Source organism: Seongchinamella unica (assembly GCF_004354085.1).
Taxonomy (GTDB): domain Bacteria; phylum Pseudomonadota; class Gammaproteobacteria; order Pseudomonadales; family Halieaceae; genus Halioglobus; species Halioglobus unicus.
In genome coordinates this window covers 247772-271073 of the sequence record NZ_SMSE01000003.1, presented here as the reverse complement: position 1 = coordinate 271073, position 23302 = coordinate 247772, and the positions used below count along the sequence as shown (strand labels likewise).

General features: G+C 61.6%; 21 protein-coding genes. 3 read left to right on the top strand and 18 right to left on the bottom strand.

Going from position 1 to position 23302, the window contains the following annotated elements; translation table 11 throughout:
* Window positions 1–24: 24 nt before the first annotated feature.
* The 13 genes from E2F43_RS13385 to miaB all read right to left on the bottom strand — a co-directional run bounded on the left by E2F43_RS13385 (window position 25) and on the right by miaB (window position 13611).
* Complete coding sequence (locus E2F43_RS13385) at window positions 25–1887, bottom strand: DUF6531 domain-containing protein (protein ID WP_133213497.1); 1863 nt, start codon at window positions 1885–1887, stop codon at window positions 25–27.
* A gap of 127 nt (window positions 1888–2014) precedes the next feature.
* On the bottom strand, window positions 2015–2527 hold the full coding sequence (locus E2F43_RS13380) for an O-acetyl-ADP-ribose deacetylase (protein WP_133213495.1): 513 nt from the start codon (window positions 2525–2527) through the stop codon (window positions 2015–2017).
* Window positions 2527–2736, bottom strand: a complete 210-nt coding sequence (locus tag E2F43_RS13375) for a DUF2788 domain-containing protein (RefSeq protein WP_133213493.1) — start codon at window positions 2734–2736, stop codon at window positions 2527–2529. The genes E2F43_RS13380 and E2F43_RS13375 overlap by 1 nt, the downstream gene beginning before the upstream one ends.
* Before the next feature lie 31 nt (window positions 2737–2767).
* Window positions 2768–3205: an OsmC family protein gene (locus E2F43_RS13370; RefSeq protein WP_133213491.1), complete on the bottom strand. Its 438-nt coding sequence runs from the start codon at window positions 3203–3205 to the stop codon at window positions 2768–2770.
* 94 nt (window positions 3206–3299) lie between these two features.
* A complete protein-coding gene (gene imuA / locus E2F43_RS13365) occupies window positions 3300–4040 on the bottom strand; it encodes a translesion DNA synthesis-associated protein ImuA (RefSeq protein WP_165954316.1) in 741 nt (246 codons plus the stop codon).
* Window positions 4041–4188: 148 nt separating this feature from the next.
* Complete coding sequence (gene holA, locus E2F43_RS13360) at window positions 4189–5205, bottom strand: DNA polymerase III subunit delta (RefSeq protein WP_133213489.1); 1017 nt, start codon at window positions 5203–5205, stop codon at window positions 4189–4191.
* A complete protein-coding gene (locus E2F43_RS13355) occupies window positions 5205–5723 on the bottom strand; it encodes an LPS-assembly lipoprotein LptE (RefSeq protein ID WP_133213487.1) in 519 nt (172 codons plus the stop codon). The genes holA and E2F43_RS13355 overlap by 1 nt, the downstream gene beginning before the upstream one ends.
* A gap of 19 nt (window positions 5724–5742) precedes the next feature.
* Window positions 5743–8202, bottom strand: coding sequence for a leucine--tRNA ligase (leuS, locus tag E2F43_RS13350; protein ID WP_133214330.1), 2460 nt, complete (start codon window positions 8200–8202; stop codon window positions 5743–5745).
* 121 nt (window positions 8203–8323) lie between these two features.
* A complete protein-coding gene (lnt, locus tag E2F43_RS13345) occupies window positions 8324–9847 on the bottom strand; it encodes an apolipoprotein N-acyltransferase (RefSeq protein WP_133213485.1) in 1524 nt (507 codons plus the stop codon).
* 9 nt (window positions 9848–9856) lie between these two features.
* A complete protein-coding gene (locus tag E2F43_RS13340) occupies window positions 9857–10702 on the bottom strand; it encodes an HlyC/CorC family transporter (protein WP_133213483.1) in 846 nt (281 codons plus the stop codon).
* Window positions 10699–11178 (bottom strand): rRNA maturation RNase YbeY, encoded by a 480-nt coding sequence (gene ybeY / locus E2F43_RS13335; protein WP_133213481.1) that lies wholly within the window; start codon window positions 11176–11178, stop codon window positions 10699–10701. Before ybeY ends, E2F43_RS13340 begins: the two co-directional genes overlap by 4 nt.
* Complete coding sequence (locus E2F43_RS13330) at window positions 11175–12212, bottom strand: PhoH family protein (RefSeq protein ID WP_133213479.1); 1038 nt, start codon at window positions 12210–12212, stop codon at window positions 11175–11177. The genes ybeY and E2F43_RS13330 overlap by 4 nt, the downstream gene beginning before the upstream one ends.
* Window positions 12213–12276: 64 nt before the next feature.
* Window positions 12277–13611: a tRNA (N6-isopentenyl adenosine(37)-C2)-methylthiotransferase MiaB gene (gene miaB, locus E2F43_RS13325; RefSeq protein WP_133213477.1), complete on the bottom strand. Its 1335-nt coding sequence runs from the start codon at window positions 13609–13611 to the stop codon at window positions 12277–12279.
* 247 nt (window positions 13612–13858) lie between these two features.
* Here miaB and E2F43_RS13320 point away from each other — a divergent pair, with 247 nt between their 5' ends.
* Window positions 13859–14203 carry a DUF1820 family protein gene (locus E2F43_RS13320; protein ID WP_133213475.1) on the top strand — a complete coding sequence of 115 codons (345 nt, stop codon included), beginning with the start codon at window positions 13859–13861 and terminating at the stop codon, window positions 14201–14203.
* A gap of 441 nt (window positions 14204–14644) precedes the next feature.
* Here E2F43_RS13320 and E2F43_RS13315 read toward each other — a convergent pair whose 3' ends face one another.
* Complete coding sequence (locus tag E2F43_RS13315; RefSeq protein WP_420820777.1) at window positions 14645–15925, bottom strand: aspartate aminotransferase type Ic; 1281 nt, start codon at window positions 15923–15925, stop codon at window positions 14645–14647.
* 155 nt (window positions 15926–16080) lie between these two features.
* On the opposite strand from E2F43_RS13315, the gene lon reads away from it, so the two are divergent.
* Entirely contained in the window at window positions 16081–18504 is a 2424-nt protein-coding gene (lon, locus tag E2F43_RS13310; protein ID WP_133213471.1) for an endopeptidase La, read from the top strand.
* Between the two features lie 6 nt (window positions 18505–18510).
* On the opposite strand, the gene E2F43_RS13305 is transcribed toward lon, so the two are convergent.
* A complete protein-coding gene (locus tag E2F43_RS13305; protein WP_133213469.1) occupies window positions 18511–19581 on the bottom strand; it encodes a phosphotransferase family protein in 1071 nt (356 codons plus the stop codon).
* A 176-nt stretch (window positions 19582–19757) separates the two neighbouring features.
* On the opposite strand from E2F43_RS13305, the gene E2F43_RS13300 reads away from it, so the two are divergent.
* A complete protein-coding gene (locus E2F43_RS13300; RefSeq protein WP_133213467.1) occupies window positions 19758–21014 on the top strand; it encodes a PilT/PilU family type 4a pilus ATPase in 1257 nt (418 codons plus the stop codon).
* Window positions 21015–21019: 5 nt separating this feature from the next.
* Here E2F43_RS13300 and E2F43_RS13295 read toward each other — a convergent pair whose 3' ends face one another.
* Genes E2F43_RS13295 through E2F43_RS19550 form a run of 3 tightly spaced genes read right to left on the bottom strand, consistent with a single transcriptional unit; the run spans window position 21020 to window position 23300 of the window.
* Complete coding sequence (locus tag E2F43_RS13295; RefSeq protein ID WP_133213465.1) at window positions 21020–21385, bottom strand: PilZ domain-containing protein; 366 nt, start codon at window positions 21383–21385, stop codon at window positions 21020–21022.
* Window positions 21385–23142 carry a DUF1631 family protein gene (locus E2F43_RS13290; RefSeq protein ID WP_133213463.1) on the bottom strand — a complete coding sequence of 586 codons (1758 nt, stop codon included), beginning with the start codon at window positions 23140–23142 and terminating at the stop codon, window positions 21385–21387. Before E2F43_RS13290 ends, E2F43_RS13295 begins: the two co-directional genes overlap by 1 nt.
* Entirely contained in the window at window positions 23097–23300 is a 204-nt protein-coding gene (locus E2F43_RS19550; RefSeq protein ID WP_420820776.1) for a hypothetical protein, read from the bottom strand. Before E2F43_RS19550 ends, E2F43_RS13290 begins: the two co-directional genes overlap by 46 nt.
* Window positions 23301–23302 lie beyond the last annotated feature (2 nt).

The following is a 23302-nucleotide window of genomic DNA, read 5'->3' as shown; positions in this document are numbered from 1 at the left end:
GTTGCTGGTGTCAGGAGGGGATTGTCAGGGTGCGCTGGTCTCCACGACTCGCTTGCGGGTCAGGTTGCCCTTGAGATCATATTCGTAGTGGGTTTCGCGACCCGGTTCAGCGACCAACGTTGGCAGGTTGAATGCGGGGTGCCAGCTGGTTCGGATTTCCCGCTCCTGTGGCGTGCCCACGGCCTCCCGTCGAATCAGCTCGCGCCCGCTGGCGTCCCGCAGGTACTCAGTGACGTTGCCTTTCCAGTCGGTTTTGCTGCGAATAAACGCGCGCTGGTCAAAGCCGTATTGCTGGTTGCCAGCCACACAGTTGGCGCTGGCATGTCCCTGTACCTGGAACACGCGTTGCACCCCGTTGATACGGGTGTAGTAATAGGTGGTTTCCTTGCCCAGGGGGTTCGTTACCGTGGTGTTGCTGGTTCCCGGTCCATCGAGCTGGCTGTAGTCGAAGCTGGTCCGGTCGGCGCCGCTGTGGTGTTCGGAACGGATCGCCCGGCGGGCGGTGTCATAACTCCAGCTGGCAAAGCGGTTACCGTTGGCATCGCTGATGCCGGTGAGGAGGTCGGCATGAGTTGTGTTTTCGTAGTGATAACGGCGATCACCGCCATTGTCGGGGTAAGAGACGGAACTGAGCATGTCATCGCTGTTGTAGGTGTAAGTGTAATGCTGGCCCAGAGGATCGGTGAAGCCGGTAATGCGACCAGCTGTATCCAGCGAATAGCGAATCATCCCCCCCAGACTGTGCTCCAGCTCGATTGCGTCCAGCTGGTAGCGATAGCTGTGGCTGAGACCCGAGCGCTCGCTGACCCGGATTAGCCTTCCGCTACTGTCATAGGTTTCTACCTGGTCGTCCAGCGTCTCCAGGCGCCAGCCGGTGATATTACCCGCGCCATCGAGCTCACTGAACAGTTGTTCGGTGATATCAGTGCTGGTGGTGCGCCAGTCCGCGGCGCCCTGGCCGCCGGTGAAGGTCAGTACTTTGCCGTCCGGTCGGGTGACCTGGGCCTCGATGGTGCCGACCTGGTGGGACACCCGGGGAAAGAATGTCCATTGGCCGCTGAGTGAGTTGTAAGCCCGGTTTGCCGTGAGTGGAAAGGGTCTCTGTCCCTGATAGTCCGTTTCGATCTGGACCTTGTTGCCGGCCGCGGGATTGACGGGGTTGCCCAGATTGCACTCGGTCAGGCCCATTTCCCGCCCAAGGTCATTGTTGCCGGGTATCGAGAAATAGAGGTTGTCAATGCCAAAGCCCCCGGGATCGTTGCTCACCAGGTGCATGCGCCAGCTGGCGATCCCGAAGTTGCCGCCCCGGACGGCGAACCGATAACTCCCGGTGCCTGCGTTAGTGCTGGACAACAGCAGTTGTCCCTGTGGGCCGTAGAAATCCATCTGCACCGACTCCGCGGCGTCGAAATGACCAATGTCCCAGATAAACTGGTAGACCGGTGCCGCTTCGTCGGTGCCGGGTTTGACGAAGCGGCCGGTGATATCGCCCTCGAACAGTGGCGTTCCCGCCAGCACGGGAGAGCTGGCCACAGCGGCATCGGTGGTGGTGATGGCGCCCGAACCCCCGAACAGGATGCCCCGGTCCCGGAACTGGTCGCTCACGGTCGTTCCCAGCGGCAGTTCGGAGAATGAGATACGGCGGGAGAAATTGCGTTCACCGGCTGTGTAAGACGGTGCCGACACCTGGATGGCTGTAGTGGTCTCCCGCGCACCGGCGGTGGCCTGCCCTCCAGGCGCCGGGCTGACCGGATCCGGTGCCTGCAGCGGTGGATTGAATGCTTCCTGTTGGGCGAGAGTGTGCTGCACCGGGTCCTTGGAGGATGATTGCCCCAGTGCCAGGGCGGGAACAAGCAGCAACAGGCCGCCGGGGAATCCAGGTTTCATCGACACTACCTCCCTGTAGTGAGCTGTCTCGACAGCGTCCGTGCCGTCGCGATAGTGAGACTAGGACTTCCCGGCCCGGCTGGCCAGCGCCTGCCCGAATTTGATGAAATGCTGCGGGCCCTGGTCCTCAGCGAGTGCTCAGGCTCCGGTGCCAGGCACTGTAAGTGGTCTCGTCAAAGAGGTAAAACACGATGTTCAGGGATTCATAATCCCTTGCCGCACAGGTCTCCAGGGCCACCTTCGCCGCCGCCTCCAGCGGATACCCGAACACCCCACAGGAAATTGCCGGAAAGGCAATTGACCGACACGCGTTGTCCAGGGCTAATTGCAGGCTGTTGCGATAGGCGCTCGCCAGCAGCGCTGCCGGATGACTCACCTGGTGGTAAACCGGTCCCACGGTGTGAATCACATAGCGCGCCGGCAGGTTGCCGGCGCCGGTAATACGCGCCTCGCCCGTGGGGCAGCGGATGCCGTTGACCGCGGGTACTTTCCTGCACTCGGCGAGCAGGTCGGGGCCGGCAGCCCGGTGGATGGCGCCGTCGACGCCGCCGCCGCCGAGCATCCTCTCGTTGGCCGCATTGACGATGGCATCCACTTCGGCGGTGGTGATGTCACCGACCACAAGGCGGGTGTCAGCCACTAAATCCCTCCGGCGTTTTCCAGCAGGTAGGTAATCACGAATTTAATCACGAAGCCCAAAATGCCCATGGCCAGGCCGATGTAGAGAATGAGGGTGCCGAATTTGCCGGCGTTGCTGCGCCTGGCCAGGTCCCAGACGATAAAAATCATAAACAGGATCAGGGCGCCCACCCCCAGGGTAACGCCGTATTCTGTTAACCACTCGTCCACACCATTCTCCCGGGCCGCAGGGGGCGCCTGTTCAGGGGGAGGCGATTATATCAGCTTCCAGATGGCAGGGAGCCTTGAGGGAGGCTGTCACCAGGCAGGCGCTTTCTGCCTTTTCCAGCAGGCGCAGGGCCTTGGTCTCGTCGGTGTCGGCAGGCACGGTGAGGCTGGCGCGAACGGTGAAGCCGGTAAACTGGGTGACGCGATCCACCCGGTCCAGGACACCTTCCGCTTTGACTTCCAGGGTCTCCCATTCCAGCCTGGAAGCCCGGGTAATGGCGCGGAAGGTGAGGATGAAACAGTCGGCAACCGAGGCCACCAGCAGGTGTTCCGGTGACCACTGGTCCCCCGGGCCGCCAAATTCCGCGGGCGGTGCGGAAACCAGTTGCGGCATATCATCGGCTTTAAGGGCGACATTGCCTTCCGCTTCAGCGTTGGCAGATACCAGGTAGTGGTGGGGAAAGTCCTGCATGTTTGGCTCCGTGTCCCGTTGCGTGAAAGTGCAACGGGGAGTCTAGCAGAGCTGCGTTGCCACTTGCTTGATATTCGTCATGCCCGGGTGGTGTTCAGGCAAATGACAGTACCGGCTGTTGGGTGGGACTCGCTTGCCCGGGGCTCGCCTGCCAGGCGGGAATCTCCCACAGCTGGGGTTGTTCCGGTACATCTTCCGAGGGCGGCAGGGTCACGTCCAGGTACTGGTTGCCACCGCGCTGCTTGAGAATATGCACTTTGCGGTACTCGCGCATTTGCAGGCGCAGGCTGGCGGGGGCGTGGTTGCGCGCCGCCGACTGGGGGCGGAACAGCACTGCCAGGCTGTCGCCGCTGGCGGCGGCCAGCTGCAGTTTGCGCAGTTCGCCGTAGCTGTATTCATCGGCACCCAGCCAGCTGAACACGGCACTGCTGGTGCTGCTGCGCAGGGCCTGCTCGGTGGCCCACAGCAGGTCTTCCCGGTTTTTGGGGTGTACCAGCAGGATTTGTTCGGTATCGATGCCCCGGGCCTTCAGCAGGGGGGCATAGGGGGTGAAGGGCGGGGCGATGAAGACCTGCCAGCGGCCCTCGGCGCTGAGCTTCTCCATGGCCGGCAGGAACAGGCCCATGGAACCCAGGCCGCAGCCGTCGCTGAGCACTTCCACGGTGCTGCCCAGGGGCCAGCCGTTAGTGCGCAACTGGGCATCCAGGGTGCTGTAACCGGTGCTGAGGAGGCCCTCAGTCCGGTGGCTGTCACCGTTGGCGGAGAATGCCGGGCCGGCAAAATGGCCCTGCCAGGTGTCGTTGCGGTTGATAACCTGCTGGAGTGCTTCGTTCATGGCTGCGCCCTCTTTGCTGTATAACTGTATATTCATACACTGTTGATATATACAGTAGTTGGCAAATTCGGGCTTTGCAAGCGGTAAAATTTACACGCGAACGTGGCCTGTATGATCAGGCGACAGGTGTCGCAGGTTCGGGAAGGGGTCAGCGGCGGGCGCCGGCCAGCTCCAGGATCAGGGTTTCCAGGTTGTCCCAGGGCTTGCCGCCGGCAAAGCCCTTGATGCTGCCGTCCACTGCGGTGGCCTGCTCCAGCAGGCGGTTGAGGGATGCCCGGCTGTGACGGCCAAGGGCGCCCTGCATCAGGCTCATACGGTTCTTCCATACCCGCAGGGCGCTCAGGGCCTGCTGCGGATTCTGGCCTGAGTCTACCGCCTGCCGGGCCTGGTGCAGGGTGCGAATCTCCCGCAGCAGGGCCCACAGGGCCACGGCGGGCTCGGTGCCCTCGCCGCGCAGGCCGTGGAGCATTTTCAGGCTGCCGGCGGCGTTGCCCTTGAGGGCGCTGTCGGTCATATCAAACAGGTTGTAGCGGGCGTTGTTGGAGACCGAGGCGGTCACGGTTGCCGCCGTGATCTGGCCGTCTTCGGCCAGTAGCTGGAGTTTTTCCACTTCCTGCACCGCGGCCAGCAGGTTGCCTTCCACCCGCTCGCACAGCAGTTGCAGGGCTTCGTTGTCGATGGCCATGCCGGCGGCGCTCACCCGCTGTTGCAGCCAGCGCGGCAGGTCCCTGGCGTCCACCGGCCAGACCTGCACCGTGGCGCCGGCCGCGTCCAGGGCCTTGTACCACTTGCTGTTGGTGGATTGCTTGTCGATCTTGCCGGCAATAATCAGCAGCACATCGTCGCTGCCCTCGCTCACCTGCAGGTATTCCACCAGGGCCTTGCTGCCCTCGGTGCCGGGCTTGCCGCTGGGCACGCGCAGTTCCACCAGCTTGCGGTCGGCAAACAGCGACATGGCGGAGGCACTGGCGATGATCTCGTCCCACTTGAAGCCGGGGGCGCCGCTGTCGATGATTTCGCGGTCGCTACAACCGGCATTGCGGGCGGCCTGGCGCACCTGGTCGCAGCATTCCTGCACCAGCAGCGGCTCGTCGCCGCTGATCAGGTAAACGGGCAGAAGTTGTTGTTGCAGCTGGCCGGCGAGCTTCTCCGGGTAAACGCGCATCAGGCTTCCTGGGCGGCGGCGTAGAAGGCGATCCGGCGCATGATCTGCTGTGCCAGTTCGCTGCGCATCTCCGATTTGAGGATACGGATTTCCTCGGACTTGCCCACCACGTTGCGCGGGTCGTTTTCCATTTGCTTGACCACGGAACTGGTGGTGTTTTCGATCACCGTCTCGCCGCTGCTGTTGCGCACCGAGAAGGTGGAACGCATGGTCAGCTCAAATTCTGCCGCGCGGGCCTCGGAGTTGAGCGACAGGTTGCGCTGGCTGAAGCGCTCGGGACCCAGTACCACGCTGTAGTTGGCGGCCTTGTTGTCTTCCTGCCATTGCACGCCGTTGGCGGCAAAGCGGGTTTTGACTTCGCGGCTGAACTCGCTGTTGGGGTTGCTGGACACCAGGTACATCGAGCGCCATTCGTCGGAAATATTGACGCCGCCGGTGCCGCGCAGGTGAAAACCACAGGCGGTCAGCAGCGTGGCCATAGCCAGGATGAGTAAGCGTTGGACCGGGCGCTGCTGCATGGGGAAATTCCGTCGGGGACTAGTTGGCAACAATATTAACCAATTTGCCCGGCACTACAATCACCTTGCGCACGGTCACCCCGTCGAGGAAACGCTGGACGTTGTCCTGGGCCAGGGCTGCGGCCTCTATCGCGTCCTTGTCGGCATTGGCGGCCACGTCCATCCTGGCGCGCAGCTTGCCGTTGACCTGCACCGCCATCTCGATGCTGTCGCGGGTCAGGGCGGTCTCGTCGACGTCGGGCCAGGGGGCGTTGAGGATGTCGCCCTCGCCACCCAGCATCGGCCACAGGGCGTGGCAGGCGTGGGGGGTAATGGGGTTCAACATCAACACCACGGCCCGCAGGGCTTCAGCCAGTACCGCGCGACTCTGGTCTCTGTCGTCCAGTTTGCCCAGTTCGTTGCACAGCTCCATCACCGCGGCGATGGCGGTGTTGAATGTCTGGCGGCGGCCGTAGTCGTCGCTGACCTTGGCAATGGTCTCGTGGGTCTTGCGGCGGGCGTTCTTCTGCTGCTCATTGAGGGCAGCGGTATCCAGCGCAGGCGCGGGATCAGCCGCCAGGTGGTTGTTCACCAGTTTCCACAGGCGCCTGAGGAAGCGGTTGGCCCCCTCCACCCCGGAATCGGCCCACTCCAGTGACTGCTCCGGCGGTGCCGCGAACATGGAAAACAGGCGCACGGTATCGGCACCGTACTGGTCGATCAGCGCCTGGGGGTCGACCGTGTTGCCCTTCGACTTGGACATTTTGGCCCCGTCCTTGAGCACCATGCCCTGGGTCAGCAGGCGGGTGAAGGGCTCGTCGGAGCTCACCAGGCCCTCGTCGCGCAACAGCTTGTGATAGAAACGCGAATACAGCAGGTGCAGGATCGCGTGCTCGATGCCGCCCACGTACTGGTCCACCGGGGTCCAGTAGTCGGCTTCACTGTCGAGCATGGCGTCGTTGTTGTTGGCACAGCCGTAGCGGGCGTAGTACCAGGAAGACTCCATAAAAGTGTCGAAGGTGTCAGTCTCGCGGGTGGCGGCGCCACCGCAGCCGGGGCAACTGGTCTGGTAGAACTCCGGCATCTTCTTGATCGGCGAACCCACGCCCTCGAATTCCACCTCCGTGGGCAGCACTACCGGCAGGTCTTCGGCGGGCACCGGCACCGTGCCGCAGCGGTCGCAATTGATTATGGGAATCGGCGCTCCCCAGTAGCGCTGGCGGGAAACACCCCAGTCTCGCAGGCGATAGTTCACGGTGCGCTTGCCCCTGCCCAGACTTTCCAACTTGTCGGCAATCGCGTCGAAGGCGCCCTGGAAGTCCAGACCGTCAAACTCGCCGGAGTTGATGCTGATGGTGCCGGTTTTGTCGGCGTACCAGTACTGCCAGGTATTGCTGCTGTACACGTAATCGTCTTCGGTCTTGTCCACCACCTGCACAATCGGCAGGCCATACTTGCTGGCAAAGGCGTGGTCGCGCTCATCGTGGGCGGGCACCGACATCACCGCGCCGGAGCCGTAGCTCATCAGCACGAAGTTGGCGACCCAGATAGGCACCTGTTCGCCGCTCAGCGGGTGGGTGGCGGTAAGGCCGGTGGCCATACCCAGTTTTTCCATGGTGGCCATCTCGGCTTCGGCGACCTTGATGTTGGACTGGGTTTCAATGAACGCCGCCAGCTCCGGGTTGTTTGCAGCGGCCGCCTTCGCAACCGGGTGCTGGGGCGCAACCGCCAGGTAGGTGGCGCCCATCAGGGTGTCCGGGCGGGTGGTGTAGACCGACAGCGGCTCGCCGTTGAAATCGAAGTCCAGGTCCACCCCCTCTGAGCGCCCGATCCAGTTGCGCTGCATGGTTTTCACCTGCTCGGGCCACTGGTCCAGTTCGTCCAGGTCGTTGAGCAACTGGTCGGCGTAGTCGGTGATCTTGATGAACCACTGGTCGATTTCACGGCGCTCTACCGGGTTGTCACAGCGCCAGCAGCAGCCGTCGACCACCTGCTCATTGGCGAGCACGGTCTGGTCGGTTTCACACCAGTTCACCTCGGCCTTCTTCTTGTAGGCCAGGCCCTTCTCGAACAGGCGGGTAAAAAACCACTGCTCCCAGCGATAGTAGTCCGGGTCACAGGTGGCGAATTCCCGGTCCCAGTCGTAGGCAAAACCCAGCTGGCGCAGCTGTTCGCGCATGTAGTCGATGTTCTGCGCGGTCCAACGGGCCGGCGGCACGTTGTTCTTGATGGCGGCGTTTTCCGCCGGCAGGCCGAAGGCGTCCCAGCCCATGGGTTGCAGCACGTTCTTGCCCTGCATGCGCTGGAAGCGGGCGATCACGTCGGCGATGGTGTAGTTGCGCACGTGCCCCATGTGCAGCTTGCCACTGGGGTAGGGGAACATGGCCAGGCAGTAAAACTTTTCCCGCTCGTCATCCTGTTGTACGGCGAAACTGTTGTTCGCCAGCCAGTGGTCCCGGGCTTGCTGTTCCAGGGTCTTGGGGTCGTATTGTTGCTCCATCACGGGACTGGTCTTTCCTGATTCGGGGGGTAAAAAAAGAAGCGCGAATTCTACCAGCAATTGCCGGGGGCGTCTGTAGCCCCGAGGCACTGGGGACGATGCCGGCAGCCTGTGGCCGGGGTCAGTTTTCCTCGCGCCAGAAGGCCAGGTACATGAGGTACATCAAGCCCAGACCCAGGCCGCAGCCAATGATGACCGGGGCGGAACCCAGGCTGCCAAAGGGGGTTTTACCGAGCATGGTCTCCACCTCGCCCACCAGGCTGGCTTCAACGAACTGCTCGCTGGCCTGGACGATGCGGCCGCGGTGATCGATGATCGCCGACACCCCGTTGTTGGTGCCGCGAATCAGGTAACGGCCATTTTCCAGCGCCCGCATCCGGGCCATCTGCAGGTGCTGCAGCGGGCCGATAGAATTGCCGAACCAGCTGTCATTACTGATGGTAATCAACAGGTCGGCGTTGCGGGCGCTGCTGGCCACCAGGTCGGGGTAGACGATCTCGTAGCAGATGTAGGGCGCTATCCGGAAACCGCCCGCCTGCAGTGGTGCCTGGCCGGACGGGCCCGCGCTGAAGGACGACATGGGCAGGTCCAAAAAAGCAATCAGCCCGCGCAGTGCGCTCTCCAGCGGCACGTATTCGCCAAAGGGCACCAGCCGCTGCTTGTGGTAAACGCCGTGGCCCGCACCCAGCGCCAGAATACTGTTGTGGTAGCCCTGGCCGTTGTCAGAGCGATGGGGAATACCGGTGATCAGGGTGGTACCCGCCATCCTGGCCCGGGCATCAATGGGGTCCAGGAAGCCCCGGGCGTTCTGGTAGTAGTTGGGAACCGCCGCTTCCGGCCAGACCAGGATGTCATTGCCCAGCAGCGGCGCGGTGCCTTCTTCCAATTGGCTCAGGATCGGGTAGTAGTAGTTGCGGTCCCATTTGTGTTCCTGGGGCACGTTGGGCTGGTAGATCGCAGTGGACAGCGGCTTCTCGCTGGCTCGGGCCACCCACTGAATCGGCTTCAGCACACCGCCACCCACCCACAGGGTGAGCACGATGACGCCATAGGTGGCAATGGCAATCGGTTGCCGGCTGCGCCAGCCCAGGAACAGGCAGCTGCCGCTGATGGCGCAGACAAACGACAGGCCGAATACGCCGACCACCGGCGCCCAGCCGGCGATCCAGGTATCCACATGGGCGTAGCCCAGATACAGCCAGGGAAACCCGGTGAGCACCCAGCTGCGCAGCCATTCCAGCAGCACCCACAGCAGGGGCAGGCCCATTAACATGCCGCCGGGCAGGGGGCGCACAAGGCGCACGTAGAGCCAGCCAAACAGGCCGTGGAACACGGCCAGCCCGGCACAGAACAGGGCCGTGAGGGTGACGGCCAGGGGCACCGGGGCATAGCCGTGCACGTGAATGCTGACGTAGACCCAGGAAACGCCGCTGCCGAACATACCCAGGCCGTAGAGCCAGCCCCGCCAGAGACCCTGTCGGGGCGTGCAGGTGCTCAGCAGCCAGGCCAGCAGGGCGCAGCTGAGGATACCGGCGGGCCAGATGTCGAAGGGCGCCAGCGACAGGGTAACCAGGGCGCCCGCCAGCGGTGCGACCAGCATCACCTGTAATGGCGACAGTCTCGATTCGCTGTTGCTGTCGGGCATGAAGCGGGCCTAGTCGTCCAGCGGTCGCATGCGCAGGCTATGGATCTTGCGCTGGTCGGCGTTGATCACCTTGAACTCGAACCTGTCGATCACTGCCAGCTCATTGCGGGAAGGCATGTGGCCCAGGGCCTGCATCACCAGACCACCGATGGTGTCGAACTCTTCGTCGGAGAAGTCGGTCTTGAAGTAGTCGTTGAAATCGTCGATGGGGGTGAGCGCCTTGATGAAGTAGTCATCATCGGAAATCTTGCGAATGTAGCGGTCTACCTTGGCATCGGTTTCATCTTCGATTTCACCGACGATTTCTTCCAGTACGTCTTCTATGGTCACCAGGCCGGCTACACCACCGTACTCGTCGATGACGATGGCCATGTGGTTACGGTTTTCGCGAAACTCGCGCAGCAGCACGTTCAGGCGCTTGCTTTCGGGGACCACCACGGTGGGTCGCAGCAGCGACGTGATCTTGAAGTCGCTGTGGTCGTTATTGAGAATTTGCGGCAACAGGTCTTTGGCCAGCAGTATGCCGAGGACATCGTCGGTACTCTCGCCCACCACCGGGTAGCGGGAGTGGGCCGAGCGGGTAATCAGCGGCATGATTTCCTCCAGCGAAGACTCTTCCTTGATCACCACCATCTGTGCCCGCGGGATCATGATATCCCGGGCTTGCATGTCCGATACCTGTATCGCACCTTCCATGATGCTGCGGGCATCCTCGTCGATTACTTCGTTCTCCGAGGCCACTGCGACCACGTCCAGCAGGTCGTTCCGGTTGCGCGGCTCACCGGAGAAAAGCTGGCCTATTTTTTCCAGCCAGGACTTGTCGCCTGAATCGCTGCCAGAATGTTCGTCGCTCATGCGTCAGCATGCTCCTTGGGTAAATTGTCCTGATAGGGACAGGGATAATTCAGGGCGGTGAGGATGTCGGTTTCCAGCGCTTCCATAGCCTCGGCCTCCGCCTCCTCGATATGGTCGTACCCCAGCAGGTGAAGCGTGCCGTGAACGGTCATGTGGGCCCAGTGGGCCTCCAGTGCCTTGGCCTGCTGCCGGGCTTCCTCCCGAACCACCGGGGCGCAGATGACGATGTCGCCCAGTAGTGGCAACTCAAGCTCCGGCGGCAGGTCCGAGGGAAACGAGAGCACGTTGGTGGGGCCGGTCTTGTGGCGGTAGCTCTCGTTGAGCGTGGTCATTTCGGCAATATCCACCAGGCGAAGGCTGACCTCGGTATCGCTGCGGCGGCGACCGGCGAGTGCTGCCAGAACCCAGCGTCGTATGTCGTCCTCGTCCGGAACAGGTTCGGCGCTGGCGCACTGGATATCCAGATGCAGGTTCACAGCTTGCCCTGGTCCAGTGGGGTGGCCTTGTCCTCGTGATTGTCGTAGGCCTGCACGATGCGTTGCACCAGAGGGTGGCGCACCACGTCCTTGTTGGCAAAGTAGGTGAATCCGATGCCTTCCACTCCATCCAGGATGTTGCCCGCATGGGTGAGGCCCGACTGGGCGCCCCGGGGCAGGTCGATCTGGGTGGCGTCACCGGTAATGACGGCGGTGGAGCCGAACCCGATTCTGGTGAGGAACATTTTCATCTGTTCCCGGGTGGTGTTCTGGGCTTCGTCGAGAATAATAAAGGCGTTGTTGAGGGTGCGGCCGCGCATAAAGGCCAGCGGCGCCACTTCGATGATATTGCGCTCGATATACTTGTTGACGGTCTCGAAGCCCAGCATTTCATAGAGCGCGTCGTACAGCGGGCGCAGGTAGGGGTCTATCTTCTGGCTCAGGTCGCCGGGGAGAAAGCCCAGCTTCTCGCCGGCCTCGACCGCCGGGCGCACCAGCAGGATGCGCCGTACCCGCTCTTCCAGCAGGGCCTCCACCGCGCAGGCCACCGCCAGATAGGTTTTGCCGGTGCCGGCCGGGCCAATGCCGAAATTGATGTCCGAGTACTTGATGGTGCGCACGTAGCTTTGCTGGTTTTTGCCACGGGGCTTGATGGAGGCGCGCTTGGTGCGAATCACCTGGATGGCTTCAACCGGCTGGTCGCCCTTGGCGACCTCCGCCAGGTGCTCCAGTCCCGCCTGTTGCAGCTGCAGGTGCAGGGACTCCGGGCTCAGGCCCACGCCCTGGCAGATCTCGGCATACAGGTGAATCAACAGCTGTTTGGCGGAAGCCACGTTAACCGAGGGTCCGCTGAGCAGGAACTGGTTGCCCCGGTTGCTGATGCTGATCCCCAGGCGCTCTTCGATCTGCCGCAGATGGCTGTCCAGCTGGCCGCAAAGCATGGCCAGATGACGGTTGTCATTGGGTTCCAGGGTAAGGTTTTGTTGCGTCGCCGGTGATGAGGCCGGGTTCGACGGGTCGGATTCGTTGTTCAAATTGGCCACTGGCCCGTTGTGGGCTGAGTCATGAGATTAAAGAATATACCGGAAATGCCAGCCGTCAACCGGCCTGCAGCACGCCGCGCAGTGAGTTTGGCAGTGCCTCTATGATCTCCACCCGGGCAAATTCGCCAATCAGGCTGTGATCGGCGCAGGAAAAATTTACTGCCCGGTTGTTTTCGGTACGGCCCTGTAACTGCCCCGGATCCTTCCTGGAGACGCCGGTCACCAGGATGGCCTGGCTGCTGCCGACCATGCGTCGACTGATTTCCTGGGCGTGCTGGTTGATGCGCGCCTGGAGTACCTGCAGGCGCTGCTTCTTGGTCTCCTCCGCGGTCTCATCGGGCAGTTCCGCAGCGGGGGTGCCCGGCCGGGCGCTGTAGACAAAGCTGAAGGACACATCGAAGCCGATATCCTCGATCAGCTTCATGGTGTCGGCAAAGTCTTTTTCGGTTTCCCCGGGGAAGCCGATGATGAAGTCCGAGGAGATGCTGATGTCCGGCCGGATTTTGCGCAGCCGGCGAATCTTTGACTTGTACTCCAGCGCGGTGTGACCGCGTTTCATGGCGGCCAGGATCTTGTCGGATCCGCTTTGCACTGGCAGGTGCAGGTGATCCACCAGCTGCGGAATCTCTGCGTAGGCCTCTATCAGGGCGTCCGAGAACTCCACCGGATGGGAGGTGGTGTAACGAATCCTGGCGATGCCGGGGATCTTCGCCACATAGTGCAGTAGTTCGGCGAAGTCGACGATGTCGCCGTCGTGGCTCTCGCCGCGATAGGCGTTGACGTTCTGGCCCAGCAGGTTCACTTCCTTTACCCCTTCCGACGCGAGGTGGGCGATCTCCGCAATCACGTCGTCCAGTGGGCGGGAAACCTCTTCGCCGCGGGTATAGGGCACCACGCAGAAGGTGCAGTATTTGGAGCAGCCTTCCATGATCGATACAAAGGCGGTGGGGCCTTCCACTTTGGGCTCCGGCAGGCGGTCGAATTTCTCGATCTCCGGGAAGCTGACATCCACCACCAGGGTGCCACCGGGGCCTTTGCGCTGGTCCATCATCTCCGGCAGGCGATGCAGGGTCTGGGGTCCGAACACCAGGTCCACGTAGGGCGCCCGCTTGCCGATTGCTTCCCCTTCCTGGCTGGCCACGCAGCCGCCCACACCGATGATCAGGTTCGGGTTCTTCTGCTTCAGGTGCTTCCAGCGGCCCAGCTGGTGAAAAACTTTTTCCTGGGCTTTTTCCCTTATAGAACAAGTGTTTAGCAACAGTACATCGGCCTCTTCCGGGTTCTCTGTGGTCACCAGGTCATGGCTTTCTTCCAGTAGATCGCGCATACGGGCTGAGTCGTATTCGTTCATCTGGCAGCCGTGGGTCTTGATGTAGAGTTTCTTGCTCACTGTTCCTCTGGGCCGGCGGCGTCTGGCCTGCCGGCAGTCTAGTCTGCAAAAGGGCAGCGGATTATACAGATTTGCCCCCGTGAAACCTAGGCCCGGCGCGGCTTTCGGGCTGGTATTTCGCGCAGATGGTGGTAATATTGCCGCCCCCTGAAATTCGCGGCCCGGGATAACCTCCCCCGGCGTGCCGCGATCCAATATTCCGGTGGCTGTCCGGGGATCGAATATTCCGCTACCGCAAGAGGAAACCATGCCAGCGCAATCCGTCTACAAAGTGATTTTCCAGAACGGCAACCAGGTCTTCGAGGTCTTTGCCCGGCAGATCTACCAGAGCGATATGTGGGGCTTTATCGAGATCGAGGAATTCGTGTTCGGTGAGCGTTCGCAGATCGTGGTTGATCCCAGCGAGGAAAAGCTCAAGAACGAATTCGCCGGTGTGACCCGCAGCTATATCCCCCTGCAGGCGATTATTCGCATTGACGAGGTGGACAAGGAAGGCTCGGTGAAGATTTCCGACGTCAAGCCGGTTGAAGGCGGCAATGTCCGGAGTTTTCCGCTGCCGGGCATGCCGCCCCAGCAGACCACGGAAGAATAACTGGTTTTCTTCAGACTACCCGGTTTCGAGTCTGGTAAGCGCCTTTGCGGGATCGCGTAAAGCGCCATCCCTGGCAGTTCGGCTTCGCACATCCCTGTGCTCAGACGCCCCGCCAATTCGCTTTCCAGCCCCGACACCTCTGCTCATTTGTATGAATGAACAACATTAAGGCCCGGTCTCCCCTGAAACTGCAAGCGCCTGTACCCTGGGCGCTGGGGTATAGCTGCGGAAACAATCAGGCCACAGCTTTGGTGTAGCTGGATTTCTGGGGGCTTTCCGCGAGAAGGGCCTGCCCCGCTTTATCGGGTACTGTCAGCGGTCGCTTTGGGGTTGCGACCAGCAACCCAAGCCGAGTTCCGCAGCGGCACAGAAATCCAGCGGAGCCAGTGGTCGTTTCGGCAACTTTACTCCGGTGTCGGGCCGTCACGCGATATCAAACCCTCAAGAATTGGCGAGCTGTTGTCGCAGCGTTGCCAGCTTCACGCAGACCACGAACGCCTCCGCCGTTTCCTGCACCTCCGCCAGCGATGGAAAACTGGGCGCCAGCCTGATATTGGAGTCCGCGGGGTCTTTGCCGTAGGGGAAGGTGGCCCCTGCGGGCGTCAGGTTGACGCCGATCTCCGCTGCGAGGCGAACCACCTCTTTGGCCAGCCCGGGGCGGGTATTGAAAGAAATGAAGTAGCCGCCGCGCGGCGCCAGCCATTCGCCCATGCCGGTGCCGGCCAGCTCCCGCTCGAGTGTTGCCAGTACGGCCTCAAAGCGGGGGCGGAGAATGGCGGCGTGTTTGCGCATGTGGGCGGCGATACCTTCCGGGTCCTGCAGTAATTTTACGTGGCGCAGCTGGTTGACCTTGTCCGGGCCGATGCTCTGGAAAGACAGGTGATGTTTGAAGGCGGCCAGGTTGTCGGTACTGCTGGCGAGGAAGGCGACGCCGGCGCCGGCGAAGGTGATCTTTGAGGTGGAACCGAACTGGAACACGCTGTCGGCGGTACCGTGTTGTTCGCAGTAGTCGCTGATGTTGGCGAGTCCGGGTGCATCGTCGTAAAGGCTGTGGACGGCGTAGGCGTTGTCGTACATTACCAGGAAGTGATCACCCGCCAGGCTGCCCAGTTTGGCCAGGCGCTCAACCGTCTCGTCGCTGTACACGCAGCCGGTGGGGTTGGAGAAGCGGGGTACGCACCAGATGCCCTTGATGTCGGCATCTTCGCCGACCTGTTTTTCCACCACGTCCATGTCGGGTCCGGTGTCCAGCATGGGTACCGGGATCATTTCTATACCCAGGTACTCGCAAATGGCGAAATGGCGGTCGTACCCGGGCACGGGACAGAGGAATTTGACCTCATCGGAATTGCCCCAGGCGGACTCGGGACCCCGCAGGCCGGCGCTCAGGGCCAGGTCAATCACGGTGTACATCAGGCTCAGGCTGGCATTGCCGCCGATGACCACGTTTTCCGGTGATACGCCCAGCACGGTACCGAACAGCCGCTTCGCCTCGGGCAACCCGTCCAGGCCGCCGTAGTTGCGCACGTCGAGGCCGGTCTCGCTGCGGTAGTCACCTCCCAGAATACCGTCGAGATGATTGCACAGGTCCAGCTGTTCGCTGCCGGGTTTTCCCCGGGTCAGGTCCAGTGACAGCTTGCGTCCGGCAAGTGCCTTGTACTGTGCCTCGACGGTTGCGAGTTGCCGGGAGATGTCCTGTTGTGACAGCTGCTCCATGTGCACGGCCGCGTCCTCTGTTGGTCTAAACTGTAGGTTGGTGTCGACTGCCAGTATAGCGGTGCACGCCAGGGTCAGCACGGCGCCTGCCAGTCGCGCTTGAAAATCGCGCCTGTCGGCCTCATATAGCGTGCATGAAACAGTCTCGAGAAGGACAGGGCATGGATCAGTATGACGATGCGGTAGACGCGGATACTCTGGAACCGGGTGATGGGAACAACGCGCCGGCGGTGGCCGATGACGTCCTCCCGGATACCCTTTACCTGATGCCCGTGCCCAACCGGCCATTCTTTCCCGGGCAGGTTCAGCCGGTGGCGATCAATCCCCAGGAGTGGTCGGACACCCTCAAGGGCGTGACCGAGAGCGGCCAGAACCTGATCGGGCTGTCCTACGTCCCCCGCAATGACAGTGGCGAAATAGCGTCGCGCCAGTTTCCGGCCATGGGCTGCGTGGTGCGGCTGCACCAGCCGCCGGTGCCGGGGGACAAGCAGGGGCAGTTCCTGGCCCAGGGCATTCGCCGGTTCAGGATTGTGCGCTGGTTGAATGACAAGCCGCCCTATCTGGCCCAGGTCGAGTATCCCCGCAGCCAGGGTGACCGGGAATCTGACGAGATCAAGGCATACGCCATGGCCCTGATCAAGGAGATCAAGGAACTGTTGCCGCTAAACCCGCTTTACAGCGAGGAACTCAAGCAGTACCTGGCCAACTTCAGTCCTACCCAGCCGAGTCTGCTGGCGGACTTTTCTGCCGCGCTGACCACAGCCTCCGGCGAGCAGCTGCAGGAAATTCTCGAAACCCTGCCACTGGTATCGCGCATTGAGAAGGTGCTTTCCCTGCTCCGCAAGGAGCGGGAAGTCGCCGAGCTCCAGGGCCAGATCACCAGCCAGGTGAATGAAAAAGTTTCGGAGCAGCAGCGCGAGTTTTTCCTCCGTGAGCAGATGAAGATCATCCAGAAAGAGCTGGGGATATCCAAGGACGACCGCACCTCCGACGTGGAGATGTTCGAGCAGCGCATAGCCGATAAGGACCTGCCGGAAGCGGTGGCCAAACGCATCGATGACGAATTGCAGAAGTTGTCCGTGCTGGAAACCGGCTCACCCGAGTATGGGGTAACCCGCAACTACCTGGACTGGGCCACCTCGGTGCCATGGGGCGTGCACTCGGAGGACAACCTGGACCTGCAACACGCACGCGAGGTGCTCAACGAACATCACGAGGGACTGGAAGATGTGAAGGAGCGCATTCTCGAGTTTCTGGCGGTGGGCGCTTTCAAGGGTGAAATATCCGGTTCCATCCTGTTGCTGGTGGGGCCACCCGGGGTCGGTAAAACCAGTATCGGACGGTCGGTGGCTGACGCACTCGGACGCGAATTTTATCGCTTCAGCCTGGGCGGTATGCGCGACGAGGCGGAAATCAAGGGGCACCGGCGCACCTATATCGGGGCCATGCCCGGCAAGTTCGTCCAGGCCCTGAAAGAAGTGCAGGTGTCAAATCCGGTCATCATGCTCGATGAAATCGACAAGATCGGGGCCTCGTTCCAGGGGGACCCCGCGTCTGCGTTACTGGAGGTTCTCGATCCGGAGCAGAACAGTGACTTCCTGGATCACTACCTGGACCTGCGGGTGGACCTGTCCAAGGTACTGTTTGTTTGTACCGCCAACCAGTTGGACACTATTCCCGGCCCACTGCTGGACCGGATGGAAATTACCCGGCTTTCCGGCTACGTCGCCGAGGAGAAGCTCTCCATCGCCCGCAATCACCTGTGGCCCAAGCAACTCAAGCGGCATGGCCTGAACGAAGAGCAGCTCAAGATCAACGACGCCGGCCTCAAGTACGTGATCGATTCCTATTGCCGCGAGGCGGGAGTGCGCTCACTGGAGAAGCAGATCGCCCGTATTATGCGTAAATCCATCGTGCGCATGCTGGACGCCGATGAGAACAGGATGCGGGTCGGTAAAAAAGATATCGATGATCTGCTGGGCAAACCGCCTTTCAGTAACGACAAGCCCCTGCGTGGGCTGGGTGTGGCCACCGGGCTGGCATGGACAGCCATGGGCGGCGCCACCCTGGCGATCGAGTCCTCCCAGATTCACACCTTAAACCGTGGCTTCAAACTCACCGGGCGACTGGGTGATGTGATGCGCGAGTCCGCTGACATCGCCTACAGCTACGTGATCGGACACCTGAAAGACTACGGATGCGATCCCGATTTTTTCGACATGAGTATGGTGCACCTGCACGTACCGGAAGGTGCGACGCCCAAGGATGGCCCCAGCGCCGGTATTACCATGGCAACCGCGCTGGTATCCCTGGCCCGCAAGGAACGCATCAAGCGCCCGCTGGCCATGACCGGTGAACTGACCCTCACCGGCCAGGTGCTGCCGGTGGGTGGTATCCGGGAAAAAGTGATTGCCGCCCGGCGCAGCAAAATCATGGAACTGATTCTGCCCCACGGTAACCGGCGCGATTTCGATGAACTGCCGGATTACCTGCGGGAGGGCATTAACGTGCACTTTGCCCGCAACTATCGGGAGGTGTTCGAATATGTGTTCCATGAGCACCGGCGAGAGACGTCGCTGCACTAGGATGGGTCAAATCGCGCCCACACCCTCGAGATGCCGTTTCAGCAGCTGGCAGGCAAAGTTGGACTGCACCTGATCTTCCTGACCGGTGGCGACCATGATTCGCGACAGGATCAGACCGTAGCGCATGCCGGCAAATATGAGGTAGTAGTCGTAGTCTTGTGCGGAGTGGCCCGAGGCCTGCTCCCACTGGGCGACGGTGTCCTCGTAGGAGGGCAGGCCCGGCAGCCGGGGCATGCCCAGGCCTTCGGCGAAGGTCGAGTCGATGTAGTTGAACCAGGCCAGATCCTGGACCGGGTTGCCCAGTACCGCCATCTCCCAGTCCAGCACGGCGGCCACGCCATCCAGGGATTCCTCGAAGATAATGTTGCCGATCCGGGAGTCGCCCCAGCACAGCACGGTGGGTTCATTTTCGGGTTGGTTGGCCTGTAACCAGTCCAGGGCGGCGCAACCGATGTCGTGGCGTGTGCCCTCCATCGCCCAGTCGTGGTAGTCCTGCCAGTACCGCAACTGCTGTTGCAGGGGTGTCTGGTCTGCCGACGCAAGGTGGCCGAACCCCAGCTCCCGATAATCCAGTTGATGGTATCTCGCCATGGTGTCCACCGCCGCTCGCCACATCTTTGCTCGCTGGTCTTCAGTGGTCTCGTGCATCATCCAGCCGTCCATATTGTAGGGAGGCATGTCGGTGGGGATGCGGCCGGCGGTGAATTCCATGATGTAGAACTGCACACCCAGCAGCGAAGGATCAGCCTCGAGGCCCAGCAGGGTGGGTACCGGGATGTCGCTGTGCCTGCCCACGGCTTCCATCACCTTGTATTGCTCCCGCAGGTCATAGGAGGGAAACACCGGGCGCTCGATTTCCGGCTGCAGGCGGCCGACGCAGGACTGTGACTGCGTCTCGCCGTTCTCCTGCCAGTGAATATCAAATAACAGGGTGACATTGGACATCCCTGTGGCTTCGGGAATGTTGAGGTCACGGATGCTTATCTCGGTGCCGCGTCTTGCCGAGAACCAGCCCTCCAGTTTCTGGCGGGTGCCGTCGAGATCCTCTACCAGCGGTGTCGGTCTGTCTTCTTTCACGCGGACGCTCCTCTTTATTTTCACTATACGCTCGTATGGTAAGCGGCAAAGTCGAGAATGTCCAACCCGGGCTATAGGAGAGCCCGATGCAAGCTGCTAGAGTATCCCGGAAAGTGGCCGGCTCAGGGCAGGTTGGCCGAAAAATCACGGAAGAACAACATATTGGGGGATAGGCGGTGAGAATAACCGAATGGCTGAAACACCTGGCAACTGAAAACGGATCGGATCTCTACCTGAGTACCGGTGCGCCGCCCTGCGCCAAGTTTGATGGCCACCTTCGGCCGATCGACAGTGAGATCCTCAAACCCGGCGAAATCCGGGACATTGCCTACGAGGTCATGGACAGCACCCAGCAGGCCGAGTTTGAACAGGAACTGGAAATGAACCTGGCGACGTCGATTCCCGGCTATGGCCGGTTTCGGGTCAACATATTCCTGCAGCGCAACGAAGTCGCCATGGTCTGCCGCAACATCGTTGCCGATATTCCCCGCTGGCAGGACCTGCGATTGCCGGAGATACTGCCGGAGGTCATGATGCGCAAGCGCGGCCTGGTGCTGTTTGTCGGCGCTACCGGCTCCGGCAAGTCCACATCGCTGGCGGCGCTGATCGATTATCGCAACGCCAACAGCAGTGGCCACATTGTGACCATCGAGGATCCGGTGGAGTATGTGCACAGCCACAAGAAGTCCATCGTCAACCAGCGCGAGGTGGGGGTGGATACCCGCAACTGGCACAACGCCCTGAAAAATACGCTGCGGCAGGCACCGGACGTTATCCTGATCGGTGAGATCCGTGATCGCGAGACCATGGAGCACGCTATCGCCTTTGCCGAAACCGGCCATCTGTGTATATCCACCCTCCACGCCAACAACGCCAACCAGGCTCTGGATCGCATCATCAACTTTTTCCCGGATGAGCGTAAGGCTCAGTTGCTGATGGACCTGTCGCTGAACCTGCAGGCATTTGTCTCACAGCGACTGGTGCCCACGGTGGATGGCAAGCGCTGTGCCGCGATCGAGGTCCTGCTGGGCACACCGCGAGTGGCCGACCTCATCCTGCGCGGCCAGATAGAAGGGATCAAGGAAGTCATGCAGAAGTCCGAGAACATCGGCATGAAGACCTTTGATACCGCCCTGTTCGAGCTTTATATGGAAGGTTTGATCAGTGAGGACGAAGCGTTGCGCAATGCTGACTCCCCCAATAATGTCCGCCTCAAAATCAAGTTTGCCCACGAGGACGGTGGTCTGGCACCGCCGCCCGGGCCACTGGCGTCCGGGCCGGAACTCGAGACCAGCGAGCCTGAGGCATCCGCCATCGCGGAGGAACAGCCGGCGGCTGAACCTGCCAGGCCGTCACCGCCTCCAACTTTTGGTTCCAGCATGGATGGGCTGAGCCTGGAAGTTATCGAGGAGGAGGAAGAGCGCCTGTTCTGAGCCGCTTATTCGAGGCCGGATATCAGCTCTATCCACTGATCGATGTCTGACTGCCCGGCGGGCAGCAATGCCAGTCCCGCCAGCCACGGTTGGTCCGCAGATTCTCCGGCACGGCACCATTTCACCTGCGCAGCGAGGAAGAAGGGTTCCGCGCTGGCGCTCGCCGTGCGGGGTGGTTCGACACCAATCTGCAGGTAAGACTGCTCAATCAGTTCATGGTCCAGCGCGACCTGCAGGCCGCTGGCGGAGACGTCGAGGGTTTTGCAGACCGCAATATTGCCCGGCGCATTGGTGCCGGATACCGGCGCTTCCAACTCGATAAAGACCCGGCTTTCGACAGGCAGTCGCAGATGTTTTCGCTCCAGGTCCACTAGCGTTGATGCCTCTTCATGCGGTCGCGGGCACGTTCTACCTGCTCGCGGAAGTTCACTTTGGTTTCCAGGATATCCACCTGCCCGGCCTGGATCAGCGCCAGGTACTCATCCTCCCCCAGCCGGCGCTGTTCCACACCCTTGCGATTGACGAAGATAAAGAGTTGGCGGACCTTGTCGTGTAGCGCCAGCTTGGCAAGCAGGGGCGGGTCCACATCGTGAAACCCCAGCCAGGTCCCCATGGGGAGCTCCGGTACGCCTGAATCCGGCAGGTCCGGCTGTCTTGGTTCCTCGCTCTCAACTTCCAGCGGAGGGAGTGGATCGCCAGCGCCGGGATCTGGTGCCGGACTGTCGCCCGCGGTCGCTGCCTGTTCACCCTCGGACGGAGGCTGGCCGGTGAGTTTCGCCAGAGCCTCCTGGTTGTCGATGCCAACGACGGCAGCCAGCGCGCGACTGAAGCTGTTATCCGAGCTGAGGGGAACCGCCTTGCCCTCGCTCAGCAGCCGGGCGAAGCTGCTGTAGTCCATGGCCTGAACCCGGGCCCCGGCGTGGTTGCAGAACAGCAGGCGCTGTTCATCGTCCTGCTTCATCGCCAGCTGTATGCGCAGGGTGCTACCTTTTCGAGCCTGGACCAGAAACCATTGGCCCATCTCAAGCGCCTCGACTTCGGCGATCACTTCGCCGTTGCTTGCCGGTTTGTCGTCAGCAGCCAGCAGCGTCGTATTGGCGCGCTGGACGTCTTCTCCGCGGGCAACCCGCAGGTGCGCGTACTCAATGTTGCTGATGGCCTGCTCTGCCGCCTGGGGGTCGTGCTGCAGGCTTAGCAACCACCTGCTCAGTCGCCTGCCAATCCCGCCATCGGGGGAGGGCTGGGCAGTATCCCCGGGCGGTTGCAGGGCATCAAGCAGGGAGGCGGTGGTGCTGACGAAATCCCGCCACTGCTCTGCCTGCTCGCCAAACTTGAGTAGCACCAATTGCGCACTTTCATACCAGGGACCAGTGATAAACTGGCCGATTTCCGCGGGAATGGGGAAGCGTTGCAGCTGTTGGTTAATCATTGCGGCAGCGGTATTGCGGGCCCTTGCGGCCCGCAGCTGGCCGCGCTCCACATCGGCGGCACGCTGGGCCATGCGCTGTTGGCGGGTTTGCAGTCGTTGCGCTGACCGGGTACTGTTTCGCAGCAGTGAGATCAGCCCCTCGCCGTCAGCCTCCAGGCTGGCGAGGGCACCCTCCACGGTTTCGTCAATGAGTTTCAGCAGAGGCTCACCGGCGCGGCCGAGCCCGTCCTGCCAGCCAACGGCCGCCGCCTGCAATGCGTCCAGTGTCTGGTGCAGGGGGTGCTTGCCCGGGGTGTAGAACTGGGCGTCGGCGAGCGCTATCAGCGCGATGACCGGCTGCAGACGACGCAACTGGCTGGAAACAGCCTCGTCCAGAGGATGGTGCTTTTCCCAGTAGTCGCAGCTGGCGCCAATCCAGGCGAGGACGGCGCTGTCCTCTGGCGCGGGCAGCGCCGGATCGCCTATCTGCTCTGTTTGCGCCAGTACCGCTTCCAGCGGACGCAGGTCAAATCGGGCACTGGCGCGGATGTAGGTGATGAGCTCATCCCGCCGCATCGCCTGGTCGCCCTGAGCCGACCGGGCCGGATCGGCAAACTGCTGCCGAACCAGCGATTGCAGTGTTGCGGGGATAGGGAACTGTGTTTTGCTCAGTTTCAGCGGATCAACTTCCAGAGAATCATGACCAGCAGCAGCGACCACGAGCTCACCAGGGCAATCTTGTGCCAGCGGGGCGGGGCTTTCTGTTCATCGGAGTTAACCCGTGGGACCGACACATTAAAAGACCCGCAGGCAGGACACTGTCCGCCATGACCACTGGTTTTACCGCGGTAGCTGCAATCATTGCAGTAAAATGCCATAA